This window comes from Bordetella sp. H567 (assembly GCF_001704295.1).
Classification (GTDB): Bacteria; Pseudomonadota; Gammaproteobacteria; order Burkholderiales; family Burkholderiaceae_B; genus Bordetella_C.
On record NZ_CP012334.1, the window covers coordinates 3,827,754 to 3,840,704 of the forward strand.

13 protein-coding genes are annotated in these 12,951 nt (G+C 64.9%); 11 read left to right on the forward strand and 2 right to left on the reverse strand.

What is annotated here, in order from left to right; genetic code table 11:
- The first annotated feature begins 43 nt into the window (after positions 1-43).
- From AKI39_RS17235 to speG, 3 genes are all read left to right on the forward strand, one after another.
- Positions 44-988, forward strand: a complete 945-nt coding sequence (locus AKI39_RS17235) for a LysR family transcriptional regulator (RefSeq protein WP_083228904.1) — start codon at positions 44-46, stop codon at positions 986-988.
- 146 nt (positions 989-1,134) lie between these two features.
- Positions 1,135-1,830, forward strand: coding sequence for an MBL fold metallo-hydrolase (locus AKI39_RS17240; RefSeq protein ID WP_066638684.1), 696 nt, complete (start codon positions 1,135-1,137; stop codon positions 1,828-1,830).
- Positions 1,831-2,098: 268 nt separating this feature from the next.
- Positions 2,099-2,659 (forward strand): spermidine N1-acetyltransferase, encoded by a 561-nt coding sequence (speG, locus tag AKI39_RS17245; protein ID WP_066638686.1) that lies wholly within the window; start codon positions 2,099-2,101, stop codon positions 2,657-2,659.
- A 61-nt stretch (positions 2,660-2,720) separates the two neighbouring features.
- On the opposite strand, the gene AKI39_RS17250 is transcribed toward speG, so the two are convergent.
- A complete protein-coding gene (locus AKI39_RS17250) occupies positions 2,721-3,656 on the reverse strand; it encodes an AraC family transcriptional regulator (protein ID WP_066638689.1) in 936 nt (311 codons plus the stop codon).
- Positions 3,657-3,825: 169 nt separating this feature from the next.
- Between AKI39_RS17250 and AKI39_RS17255 the strand changes: the two genes are divergently transcribed.
- Positions 3,826-4,713 (forward strand): oxidoreductase, encoded by an 888-nt coding sequence (locus AKI39_RS17255; RefSeq protein WP_066638691.1) that lies wholly within the window; start codon positions 3,826-3,828, stop codon positions 4,711-4,713.
- A 117-nt stretch (positions 4,714-4,830) separates the two neighbouring features.
- Here the strand turns inward: AKI39_RS17255 and aqpZ are convergent, their stop codons facing one another.
- Positions 4,831-5,577 carry an aquaporin Z gene (aqpZ, locus tag AKI39_RS17260; RefSeq protein WP_201258511.1) on the reverse strand — a complete coding sequence of 249 codons (747 nt, stop codon included), beginning with the start codon at positions 5,575-5,577 and terminating at the stop codon, positions 4,831-4,833.
- Positions 5,578-5,847: 270 nt separating this feature from the next.
- Here aqpZ and AKI39_RS17265 point away from each other — a divergent pair, with 270 nt between their 5' ends.
- The 7 genes from AKI39_RS17265 to AKI39_RS17295 all read left to right on the forward strand — a co-directional run bounded on the left by AKI39_RS17265 (position 5,848) and on the right by AKI39_RS17295 (position 12,950).
- Entirely contained in the window at positions 5,848-6,972 is a 1,125-nt protein-coding gene (locus tag AKI39_RS17265; protein ID WP_066638695.1) for a 3-deoxy-7-phosphoheptulonate synthase, read from the forward strand.
- Between the two features lie 129 nt (positions 6,973-7,101).
- Positions 7,102-7,620, forward strand: coding sequence for a DinB family protein (locus AKI39_RS17270; RefSeq protein WP_066638697.1), 519 nt, complete (start codon positions 7,102-7,104; stop codon positions 7,618-7,620).
- Positions 7,621-7,940: 320 nt separating this feature from the next.
- A complete protein-coding gene (locus AKI39_RS17275) occupies positions 7,941-8,222 on the forward strand; it encodes a UxaA family hydrolase (protein ID WP_066638699.1) in 282 nt (93 codons plus the stop codon).
- A 44-nt stretch (positions 8,223-8,266) separates the two neighbouring features.
- Positions 8,267-9,442 (forward strand): UxaA family hydrolase, encoded by a 1,176-nt coding sequence (locus AKI39_RS17280; RefSeq protein WP_066638702.1) that lies wholly within the window; start codon positions 8,267-8,269, stop codon positions 9,440-9,442.
- Positions 9,443-9,636: 194 nt separating this feature from the next.
- A complete protein-coding gene (locus AKI39_RS17285) occupies positions 9,637-10,656 on the forward strand; it encodes a Bug family tripartite tricarboxylate transporter substrate binding protein (RefSeq protein ID WP_066638707.1) in 1,020 nt (339 codons plus the stop codon).
- A 205-nt stretch (positions 10,657-10,861) separates the two neighbouring features.
- The gene (locus tag AKI39_RS17290; RefSeq protein ID WP_066638709.1) at positions 10,862-11,791 is read left to right on the forward strand and encodes a hydroxyacid dehydrogenase; all 930 of its coding nucleotides are present in this window, start codon (positions 10,862-10,864) and stop codon (positions 11,789-11,791) included.
- Between the two features lie 151 nt (positions 11,792-11,942).
- Positions 11,943-12,950 (forward strand): Ldh family oxidoreductase, encoded by a 1,008-nt coding sequence (locus AKI39_RS17295; protein ID WP_066638715.1) that lies wholly within the window; start codon positions 11,943-11,945, stop codon positions 12,948-12,950.
- Position 12,951: the final 1 nt, after the last annotated feature.

Sequence of the window (12,951 nt, forward strand, 5' to 3'; positions counted from 1 at the left end):
GACATAACAGTTATATTGAATATCTCGATTGGAGATAACGCCCATGAACCTGGATGTCCACCTGCTGCGGGTATTCCTGGCCATTTACGAGACGCGCAGCGTGGGGCGCTCCGCGCAGCTGCTAGACATGAGCCAACCCGGGCTGAGCACGGCGCTGCGGCGGCTGCGAGGTCTGCTGGGCGATCCGCTGTTCGTGAAGACCTATAACGGCATGGAGCCCACCAGCCGGGCGCGTGAACTCGCCGCGCCGATACGCGGCATCGTGCAGGCGGTCGACAACGAACTGTTCGCCGTGCCGCGCTTCGACCCGGCCACGTCCACGCGGGAATTCCGGCTGGGACTGACCGATATCGGCGAAGGCATCTACCTGCCCTTTGCCGTCCAAGCCCTGGAGCAGGCGGCGCCGTCGATTGCCCTGCGCTCGCTGTACCTGCCGCCACGCGAACTGGAGGAGGCCATGGCCGCCGGCGAAGTGGACCTGGCCTGCGGCTACTTCCCCGACATCACCAGCAACCAGTTCCTGCATCGCCGCATCGGGCTGCACTCTTTCGCATGCATCATGCGCGCGAACCATCCCATCCGGGATCGCGCGCTTACCATGGATCAATACCTGAGCCTGAACCACGTCGAAGTGGAGGCGCCCGGCCGCAGCCTGGAGGTGTTCGAGAACTTCCTGCGCAAGAAAAAACTGCGGCGCAAGGTGGTGCTGCGCACGCCGCATTTCATGAGCATCTCGGTCATCGTGGGCAGTACGGACGTCGTGGCGACGGTGCCCCAGGCCCTGGCGGACTTCTTCGCTTCCATGAAGGAACTGCGCCAAGTGGGACTGCCCTTCCGGCCGCCCACGTTCCAGGTCAACATGTATTGGCACCGCAGCCAGACGAACGACCCGGGCAATCAATGGCTGCGGCAGGTGATCACGGCACAGCTGGACACGCTGAAGGCGCGGGCATATCACCGCAACGGCAGACCGGCCGCCGGCGGGTGACCCGACGGTATCGGGTGGGAGTATCGAGGCCGCAGGAGAGATAGGGCTAAATCGAATGCGTGACGCGGCGGTATTGACGCAGCGGGGGTAGGCGCTCTTATAATTTCCAGAAATATACTTATTCCATACTGGATTAAGGAGTCGCCATGATTCTGCGCCAGTTCTTCGATGCCGCGTCGTCGACCTACACCTACCTGATCGCCTCCGGGACCGGGGGCGAGGCCTTGATCATCGACCCCGTGAAAGAGCATTGCGAGGCCTACGCCACCCTGTTGCGCCAGCTTGACGTGCGTCTGCTGCATGCGATCGACACCCACACCCACGCCGACCACATCACGGCGCTCGGCGATTTGCGCGCCGTCACCGGATGCTTGACGGTGATGGGTCAACACACCAAGGCGGACTGCGTGTCGCGCCGTATCGTCGACGGCGAAGTGCTGCGCGTCGGCGATATCGCGCTGCAGGGCGTTTATACGCCGGGGCATACGGACGAGTCCTTCAGCTTCGTATTGCATCCCAGCCGGCCGCTTGCGGTATTCACCGGCGATGTGCTGCTCATACGCGGCACGGGGCGCACGGACTTCCAGGGCGGCGACCCGCATCGGTCGTGGGACTCCATCGTCAACAAGCTTTTTCGCCTGCCGGACGACACCGTCGTGTATCCGGCGCACGACTACCGTGGCTGCACGGCGACCACCATCGGCGAGGAAAAGCGCTTCAATCCCAGGCTGGCCGGCAAGTCGGAAGCCGAATACGTCGACATCATGAATGGGCTGAACCTGCCGGCGCCCAAAATGATGGATATCGCGGTTCCCGCGAATCTGAGCTGCGGTCGCGGCTAGCAGGACTTGCCTCATGCACGGCCGCCGGCGTAGACGTCCGGCGACGGCCCTGCCGTGTCGATTCTTGGCCGCCCTGCCCGCCCTTACAAGGATTTGATCGTTTTCTTACCCGAGGTATCGGCCCAAGGAAGGATGCAGCACCACGCATCATCCATGTTCATTTCACGCGGCAGCGAGACAATGCCGGGGGCCGTATGCTGGACCAGACATTGAGTCGGCTCGATAACGCGGCCTCATCGACGCCGAGCATTGCCATCGATGGACAATCATGACCACGGAAACAACGATCAAACTTCGCCCGCTGGAGCGGGAACACCTGCATTTTGTACATCAGCTGGACAACAATGCGAGCGTGATGCGGTACTGGTTCGAAGAGCCTTATGAGACCTTCGCCGAACTTTCCTCGCTCTATGAGGAACACATTCACGACCAGCGCGAACGCCGTTTCCTGGTGGAAGCCGAGGGCGTCAATGTGGGATTGGTCGAATTGGTCGAGATCGACCACGTACATCGCCGGGCGGAATTCCAGATCATCGTCGCGCCCGATCACCAAGGGAAAGGCATCGCCTCCACGGCGACGAAGCTGGCCCTGGAGTACGGCTTCAGCGTGCTTAACCTGTACAAGATCTATCTGATCGTGGACAAGGAGAACCACAAGGCGCTGCAGATCTACAAGAAGCAGGGCTTTCAGGTGGAAGGCGAACTCAAGCATGAATTCTTTATCAACGGCCAGTACCGGGATGTGATCCGGATGAGTCTTTTTCAGCACGACTACCTGGCCAGGCACCGGCAGGCGCAGCCCGCGCTGGTAAGCTCCACCGCCAAATAAACAGCAGCGCCGAGCGTGCTGCACAGGCCTATGGCCGCAAGGGCAAATGCCCCGCGATACGCTAATGAGACGACACGTATTCCGAACCCGCATGCGCGGGCGGGATGGCGAAGCTTGCTTTCATGCGCCGTACTTCCGCGGCCGGCGTCAGGCCGAACAGGCGCTTGAATTCGCGATTGAATTGAGACGGGCTCTCGTATCCCACGGCGTGGCACGCGGTGGTGGCGGATACGCCTTCGCGGACTATCAATAGCCTGGCCTGATGCAGGCGGGTGGACTTCACGTACTGCATGGGCGAGGTGTTCGTCACGGCCTTGAAGTGCGTGTGAAAGCTGGGCACGCTCATGCCTGCTTCCGCCGCTAATTGGGCAATATCCAGATGAGTCGCGTAGCACGCGTGAATGCGGCGCAACGCCTTTCCGATTTTGCCGAATTGGCCCTGCATGGTCAGTGCAGCTCGCATGGCGCTGCCCTGTGGCCCGGTGAGCACGCGGAAGTACAGTTCACGCACCAGCGACCGGCCCAGGATGACGGCCTCCAGGGGGCGACTCAATGCCGTGAGCAGCCGCGATACCGAGCTTTGGAAGTCCTGGTCCATGGGGCTGGACATCATGCTTTGCGGAGGCGCCGCGGATAGCGCGGTGCCTGCCAGGTCGATCTGCAGCATCAATTCAGCCGCCATCTGAAAATCCAGATGCATGTAGATTGCCAGCAGCGGGCGGTCCGGCGTGGCGTCGGTTTCCATGGTGAAAGGAACCGGTACGGAGACGGCCAGGTAATGCTGTTCGTCATACAGATAGACCCGATCGCCGAAGTAGCCGCGCTTGTTCCCTTGGCAGACGATGACGATGCCGGGGTCGTACAACACCGGCGTGCTGGCGAGCGGACGGTCGGACCGCAGGACACGCACGTCCGGCAGCGCCGTCAAGTTGTGGCCTTCCTGGGGCGCCAACTTGCGGAATAACGTGCCGAGCCGGCGGCTGGATGGGGCCGACATGCGCGCGGAATCCGCGGATGAAGAAGGGAGACGAAGCATTTGGATCAGATAGGGATAGGCCCGGCCTGTCCCATATTAATAGGCAATAAACATAGAGAAATCCGGCTCACCTCGGCATTTCTTGCAGAATATCATGCACTTCTGATTGAACTTCCGGAGTGCTTTTTATATGTCGTCTGCTAGTCCGCTGGAACCCTCCCATCCCGCGCGTATCCCCAAGGGGGTATCTTCACCCAAGCTGTTGCTGATCACAGGTGTCAGCTGCGGCTTCGGTCGGGCGCTGGCGCTGGAGGCAATCGCAGCCGGCCACCGCGTGGTCGGTACCGTTCGCAGCGCCGAAGCGCGGCGCGCTTTTGAAAGCCTGGCACCGGGCTCGGCCACAGGCCGGCAGTTGGACGTGACAGACTTCGACGCCATCGGTGGCGTGGTCGCAACCATCGAATCCGACGTCGGGCCGGTGGATGTCCTGGTGAACAACGCCGGCTACGGCCACGAAGGCGTGATGGAAGAATCCCCGCTGGCGGAAATGCGCCGTCAGTTCGACGTGAACGTGTTCGGCGCGGTCGCGATGATGAAGGCGGTTCTGCCCTACATGCGCCGGCGGCGCAGCGGCCGTATCCTCAATATCACTTCCATGGGCGGCACGATCACGATGCCGGGCATTGCCTATTACTGCGGCAGCAAATTCGCGCTGGAAGGCATCTCGGAAACCGTCGGCAAGGAGGTGCTGCCTTTCGGAATCCATGTCACCGCGGTGGCACCGGGATCGTTTCGCACGGACTGGGCGGGCCGCTCCATGGTGCGCACGCCACGATCGATCGCCGATTACGACGCATTGTTCGATCCCATACGCCGGGCGCGCGAAGAAAAAAGCGGGAAGCAGCCAGGCGACCCACTAAAGGCCGCCCGCGCCATGTTGTCGCTGATCGACAGCGACGAGCCGCCCGCCCATTTGCTGCTGGGCAGCGACGCATTGGCATTGGTACGTGAAAAGCTCGCCGCGACGGCGCGCGAGATCAATCGTTGGGAAGCACTAAGCCGCTCAACGGACGGCTGAGTTGAAAAGCAATGGCCCGCACAGCGCTCCTCGGCGATCTTCGCGTCGAGATCCGCGCCGTCGCGATGGCAGGCAAGCCGCACCGCCGGCACGCCGTGACGGCGGCGCGGATGTTCGTCATGCCGTGGACGCCGGCGCCGATGGAAACGCGCCGGCATCGCGGCGGCCGCTATCGGGTGCCGCCAGATAGCGATAAACAAGGCCGCCGACGATGCCGCCCAGCAACGGGACGAGCCAGAACATCCATAATTGCCCGATGGCCCAACTGCCTTGGAACAAGGCTACGCCGGTGCTGCGCGCCGGATTTACCGACGTGTTCGTCACGGGAATGCTGATCAGGTGTATCAGCGTCAGGCATAGGCCGATGGCCAGCGGGGCGAAGCCGGCCGGCGCGCGCGTGTCCGTGATGCCGTGGATGACGATCAGGAAAAACGCGGTGAGCACGAATTCCGCGATCATGCAGGCAAGCAGGGAATAACCGCCGGGGGAATGTTCCGCATAGCCATTGGAGGCGAAGCCGGCGGTCGGATCGAAGCCGGTCTTGCCGCTGGCGATGGCGTAGAGCACGGCGCCCGCGGCGATGCCGCCCACGACCTGCGACAAGACATAGGGCAGGATGTCCTTGGCGGAGATGCGGCCGCCGGCCCACAGGCCCACGGTGACCGCCGGATTGAAGTGGCCGCCGGAAATATGGCCGACCGCATAGGCCATGGTAACCACCGTCAGGCCGAAAGCCAGCGCCACGCCGGCGAAGCCGATGCCCAGTTGAGGATAGGCGGCTGCCAGGACGGCTGAACCGCACCCGCCCAGCACCAGCCAGAAGGTACCCAGGAACTCCGCCAAACACCGCTTGCCCATCGTCATCTCCTTTGAGGACCGTGCCGCCGCGCGTCTGCATGAAGGCGTGGTTGCAGCACGCGCGGCATCGTGGAAGATCGCCATCCGCGGGCGCTCGGCGCCAGGGCCCCGTGCCGGCGGAATGAGGCAACATAGCAGCGGGAAAACCGGGCCGGGTGTACATAAACCGTAAGCAAAATTATAGCGTTGCGTGTGGGTCAGAACTCCTTCCCCCGCTCCGTGTGCCGGCCAGGGCGCCCGAGAGTGCAATAATCGCGCTATCGCCTGGAGAAAGCCTTGAACCGCCTGGATGACCCTTTACACGACCGTGAAGTCGGCAGTGCCGATTCCACCCTGGATACCACCCGCATCGACGACGTGCGCATCGGCGCCGTGCGCCCGCTGATTTCTCCCGCGCTGCTGCTGGACGAACTGCCGGTTTCGCCGGCGATACAGGACCTGGTGGAGCGAACCCGTGCGTCGATCGCCGACGTGCTGCACGCGCGCGACGACCGGCTCGTGGTGGTCGTTGGTCCCTGCTCCATCCACGATCACGACCAGGCGATGGATTACGCACGGCTGCTGAAATCGGCCGCCGACGAATTGAACGAAGACCTGCTGATCGTGATGCGGGTGTATTTCGAGAAGCCGCGCACCACGGTAGGCTGGAAAGGCTACATCAACGATCCGCGCCTGGACGGCAGCTACCGCATCAACGAAGGGCTGCGGCGCGCACGCGAGCTGTTGCTGGACATCGCCGGCCTGGGCTTGCCCACGGGCACGGAGTTCCTGGACCTGCTCAGCCCGCAGTTCATCGCCGACCTGATCGCCTGGGGCGCCATAGGCGCGCGCACGACGGAAAGCCAGAGCCACCGCCAGCTCTCGTCCGGCCTGAGCTGTCCCCTGGGTTTCAAGAACGGAACGGACGGTGGCGTGCAGATCGCGGCGGACGCCATCGTCGCGGCGCGCGCCAGCCATGCCTTCATGGGCATGACCAAGATGGGCATGGCGGCGATTTTCGAGACGCGCGGCAATGACGATACCCACGTCATCCTGCGCGGCGGCAAGCAAGGGACCAACTACGACGCCGCCAGTATCGCGGCGTGCTGCGACATCCTGCAGCGTGCCGGCCTGCGCGAACAAGTCATGGTGGATTGCTCGCACGCCAACTCGAACAAGTCGCACAGCCGGCAGATCGACGTGGCCCGGGACGTCGGCGGACAGATCGCCGGTGGCGACCGGCGCATCGTCGGCGTGATGATCGAAAGCCATCTCGAAGAGGGCCGCCAGGACCTGAAGCCGGGCGTGGCGCTGCGGCGGGGCGTGTCCATTACGGACGCCTGCCTGGGGTGGGCCCAGACGGAACCGGTGTTGCGGCAACTGGCAGAGGCCGTGCGGCAGCGTCGCGCGGCGGGCCGCTGAAACGATCGGGTTGCCGGTCCGCGCATCGATCTGCGGCCGGCCGACGGAGACGATAGGCGGTTGACAGTTTGCGTACAGTTTCGCGGCGTATGCTGGCCGGCACCTGAACCCCACTCGGGAAGAACTGCCATGCTGACCCCCGCATCCGCCCGCATGCTCGCCGACTACAAACGCTGGGCAAACCGCGAAACCTTTGCCATCGTGATGGCCTTGCCGTCGGAAGAAATCTACAAGGACCGCGTTTCGCTGTTCAAGAATTTCGCGCGCTCCCTGAACCACACCTATGTGGTGGACCGGATCTGGCAGGCGCACATCGAAGGGCGCGAACACGGCATGGCGGCACTGAATACGGTGACTCATCCGGATATCGCGGACCTGTGGGCGGCGCAGCAGGAAATCGACGCGTGGTACATCGCCTGGGCCGCCGCGCAGACCGAGACCTCGCTGGCGCGCGAGAAGGACTACGCATTGATCGGCGGCAATACGGGGCGCATGTCGCAAGGGGAAATCCTGCTGCACGTGGTCAACCACAACAGCTATCACCGCGGCTTCGTCTCGGACCTGCTGACGCAGATTTCCGCACCCCGGCCCAGCGTGGACCTGCCGGTGTACAAGCGCAAACTGGTTGAAAACGCGACCCGCCCCTGAAGAACCCCGCAAGCGCAGGCGTCCCCCCTTTTTCCTTCACCGTCCCGCTCCGGGACACCCCACGTCCGCCCATCCCACGGCGCGCCGTCCCACGCCCTCCCGTACCGCAGGGGATCGCCCCCGCCGACGTGCCGGCGCCGCCATGCATGCCTTCAGGACGACATCCGGCGAGCCGCCGATGGCGTCCCGTTTTTACTTCACTAAGTCATATATATGATTTGGTTGACATGGATGAAATTCGAAAATAAGATCGTCAACACGATCAACAGCGGGCACGGCGCCGGGACGCAGGCGACCGTGCCGCCACCAGGAGGAAACTCATGATTCATGCCGTATTGCACGATGCCAAGGACACGGTGGCCGTGGCCGTGGTGGAAGGCATCACCGCGGGCACCGATCTCAATGCCTGGATCATGGATGAAGACAAGATCATCCAGGTCAAGGCCAAGCAGGACATTCCCATCGGGCACAAGGTGGCGCTGAAGGACATGAAGACCGGCGATACCGTCTTCAAGTACGGCGTCGATATCGGCAAGGTCGTCGCCGATATCCAGGCAGGCCAGCACGCGCACGTCCACAACATCAAGACCAAGCGCTGGTAAGCCGCCGCGTCCTTCTCCATTCCCGCCCGCCCAAGGAACCACTCATGGCTGTCATCTCCGCATCCACCACCTTCCGCGGCTATCGCCGCGACAACGGCCGCGTCGGCGTACGCAATCACGTGATCGTGCTGCCCGTGGACGATATCTCCAACGCCGCCGCCGAAGCGGTGGCCAACAACATCAAGGGCACGATGGCCCTGCCCCACCCCTATGGCCGGCTGCAGTTCGGCGAAGACCTGGAACTGCACTTCCGCACGCTGATCGGCACGGGGTCCAATCCCAACGTCGCGGCGGTGGTGGTCATCGGCATCGAGGAAGGCTGGACCAAGCGCATCGTCGACGCGATCGCCAAGACCGGCAAGCCGGTGGCGGGGTTCTCCATCGAACTGCACGGCGACCATGACACCATCATGCGCGCCTCCAAGGCCGCCAAGGAATTCGTGCACTACGCCACGTCGCTGCAGCGCACGGAATGCCCGATCAGCGACCTGTGGGTCTCGACCAAGTGCGGTGAATCGGATACGACGTCCGGCTGTGGCGCCAACCCCACCGTGGGCAATGCCTTCGACAAGCTGTACCCGCTGGGCACCACGCTGGTGTTCGGCGAAACCTCCGAACTGACGGGCGGCGAACATATCGTGGCGGAACGCTGCGCCAACGACAAGGTGCGCGAGCGCTTCATGTTCATGTTCGACCGCTACCAGGCCATGATCGACCGCTGGAAGACCAGCGATCTGTCGGAATCGCAGCCCACCAAGGGGAATATCGCCGGCGGCCTGACGACGATCGAGGAAAAAGCCATGGGCAACATCCAGAAGATCGGCAAGAAATGCCGCATCGACGGGGTGCTGGACAAGGCGGAAATCCCGGATCACTCGGGCCTGTGGTTCATGGATTCGTCGTCGGCCGCCGCCGAAATGGTCACGCTGTGCGCGGCCTCCGGGTACGCGGTGCACTTCTTCCCCACCGGCCAGGGCAACGTGATCGGCAACCCCATCCTGCCGGTCATCAAGATCTGCGCCAACCCACGCACGGTGCGCACCATGTCCGAGCACGTCGACGTCGATACCTCGGGCCTGCTGCAGCGCGAAATGGATCTGGACCAGGCGGGCGACAAGTTGCTGGAATGCATGCTCGCCACCGTCAACGGCCGCTGGACCGCCGCCGAGGCCCTGGGCCATCGCGAGTTCGTGCTGACGCGCCTGTTCGAAAGCGCCTGACGTTCGTAGACACGCCTGTCTGAAAACGCCTGAGCGTCGTTCAGACACGCCTGTTCCCAGGCTGAGGTTCAGCCCGCCGGCATGCAGCGGCCGGCATTCCTGGCGTACCGGCCCCCAGATGGCCGGACGCCGCCACGCCCGTCAGGACGCCCGCGCGTCCGGCGACGTTCCCCCTTGTCGGAGGAGACAACCCCATGAAACGCGTCATCACGGATCTGCCGGTTTCGGCTGCCCGTCGTTCCACCCTGGGCGTGCTCGGCGCCGCCGGGCTGACCCTGCTCACACCGTTTTCCAAGGCCTGGGCGCAAGGCGACAAGTGGCCGCCCAAACCCATCAACTACGTGGTCCCCTTCCCACCCGGCGGCCTGACCGACGTGGCGGCGCGGCAGGTCGCCAAGGCCGTGTCGTCTTCCGAAGGCTGGAATGTGGTGGTCGAGAACAAGCCGGGCGGCAGCGCGAATATCGGCGCGGCCTATGTGGCGCGCGCCGAAGCCGACGGATGCACCTGGCTGGCCATGACGATGTCCCACGCCGCCAACGCCACGCTGTTCCAAGGCAAGGCGGGCTATGACCTGATGCAGGACCTGACGCCGCTGGCCGGCCTGGCGTCGTCGTCCATGATGATCGTGGTCAATCCGAAGAGCGACATCAAGACGCTGGCCGACCTGACGAAAGCCGCCCAGGCCAAGCAGGGCGGGCTGTCCGCCGGATCCAGCGGCAACGGCACGCCGCCGCACCTGACGCTGGCGCTGTACCAGCAGCTGACCGGCACCAAGTTGCTGCACGTCCCGTACAAGGGCGGCGCGCCCTCGCTGACGGACCTGATCGGCGGCCAGCTGGACGTGATTTTTTCCAATTACCCGGAATCCCTGGCCTATGTGAAAGGCGGACAGCTGCGCGCGCTGGCGGTGACCACCAAGGAGCGCAGCCCGGACCTGCCCGACGTACCCACCGTGGCGGAAGCCGGCCTGCCGGACCTGGTTGTCGAGAACTTCACCGGCGTCATGGCGCCCGCGCACACCGATCCCAAGCTGATCGCGCGCATCGGCAAGGCCATCGAGACGCAGATACGGCAGCCGGAAATGCAGAAGACGCTGACGCAGCTCGGCTTCATCCCGCGGCCACGCGGGCCCGAGGAATTCAAGCAGTACCTGGCGGGCGAAGTCGCGCGCTGGGCCAAGACGATCAAGCAGGCAAACATCCAGGTGGGATAAAGCACCACGCCCCCATCGACATTACTGCCTGTCCGTTCACTGTTTCTCAACCAGTAGCGCCCATCCTCCCTGCAGCTCCCGCCCCGCATCAACGGTGCCGCCAGATCGGGGACGCCGCGGATCCGGCTCCGCCGGTCCGCCAGCGTCGCCCCCTTGAGGGGGAAGCGCGCAGCGCTTCGGGGGTGGGTTTCTCTTGGATCGCCCTATGCATATCGTCATTTCCGAGTTCATGGACACCGGCGCGGTGGACCTGCTGCGGCGGGACTTCCAGGTCCTGTACGAACCCGACCTGGTGGACCGGCGCGCCGATCTGCTCAAGGCGGTGGCCGAGGCCGACGCCCTGATCGTCCGCAACCGTACCCGCGTCGATGGCGAGGTGCTGGCCGCCGGCCGGCGCCTGCGAGCGGTCGGCCGGCTGGGCGTGGGCCTGGACAACATCGATGTGCCGGCCTGCCGCGAACGCGGCATCCACGTGCTACCGGCCACCGGCGCCAATGCGCGTGCCGTGGCCGAATACGTGGTGACCAGCGTGCTGGTCCTCACGCGCGGCGTCTATCACAACAGCAGCCAGGTGGCGCAAGGCGCCTGGCCGCGCACGGCGATGTCCAACGGCCGCGAAGTCCATGGCCGCACGCTGGGCGTCGTGGGTTTCGGCGGAATCGGCCGGATGACGGCGCGCCTGGCGCAGGGCCTGGATATGCGGGTGGTGGCCTACGACCCCATGCTGCCCGGTACCGACCCGGTGTGGCGGGAAACGCAGGTCGAGCCCGTGAGCCTGGATGCGCTGCTGGCGGGCGCCGATGCGGTGACGCTGCACATTCCGTTGACGGAGGGCACGCGCAAGCTGATCGACGGGCCGCGTATCGCCGCGATGAAGGACGGGGCCGTGCTGGTCAATACCGCGCGCGGCGGCATCGTCGACGAAGCGGCGCTGGCGCAGGCCTTGCGCGACGGCAAGCTGCGCGGCGCGGCAATGGACGTGTTCGGTGAAGAGCCTTTGCCCGCGGGCAGTCCGCTGGCCGGCGCGCCCAATCTGATCCTGACGCCGCACGTGGCGGGGTTGAGCGTGGAGGCCAACACCCGTGTCTCCGACATGGTTGCCCAGCGCGTGGCGGCCGTATTGAAGCAAGGGTGATCGCGGCGGGGTATCGCACGAGCCATCGCGCGTGCCCATCGCACCAGATCGCGCATCGCGTAATCACGACGGCCCAAGGCAAGGGCCAATGGCAACGCCCGCTGGGCCCCGGGGCCGCTGCGGCCGTCGAACGACTTCAGGAAACACGAACATGGCAACCATGCATCTCGATGCTCTGTATGACCTGGCCGCGGCCGCACTGCAAGGCGCCGGCGCGAGCGCGCGTATGGCCGCCGACACGGCACGCGCACTGATCTACGCGGAGGGCCAGGGCATCGCCTCGCACGGCGTCTCGCGCGTGCCGTTCTATGCCACCCATCTGCGCAACGGACGCGCCGACGGCCAGGCCGTGGCCAGCGTCATCCGGGAACGCGGCGGCGCGGTGCTGGTGGATGCGGCCGATGGCCTGGCCTTCCCGGCCTGCGCCCTGGCCATCGAGCAGGCCATCGCACGCGCGCGCGAGCACGGCGTCGCCTTCGCCGGCGTCACCAACAGCCATCACTTCGGCGTCGCGGCCTATCATCTGGACGCGGTGGCGCGGGCCGGCATGGTGGGCCTGGCCATGGGAAATTCACCGTCCGCCATGCCGGCATGGGGCGGCAAGCGCGCGCTGTTCGGCACCAACCCCATCGCCGCCGCCTTCCCGCGCCGCGACGCGCTGCCCCTGGTGATCGACTTGTCGCTGTCCGAAGTGGCGCGCGGCAAACTGATGGTGGCGGCGCGCGAAGGCAAGGAGATCCCCCTGGGCTGGGCGCTGGATGCGCAGGGCAGGCCCACCACGGACCCCAAGGCGGGCCTGGCGGGCAGCATGCTGCCCATGGGGGGCGCCAAGGGCGCCATGCTGGCCTTGACCGTCGAACTGCTGGCCTGCGCATTGACGGGCGCCCATTTCGGTTTCGAAGCGGACTCCTTCTTCACCGAGCAAGGCAACCGCGCGCGCATCGGCCAGGCCTTCCTGGTCATCGATCCGGGTGCGCTGGCCGGGCGCGAGGCCTACCTAGAACGCGTGGAAACGCTGGTATCGGCTATGCTCGCGGACGAAGGCGTACGGCTGCCCGGCCAACGCCGCGCCGCGCTTGAACAGACGGCGCGAGAACAGGGCGTCAACGTGCCCGACGCCTTGCTGGCGGAAATGAACCAGCTGGCGGGACGGGCCTGAA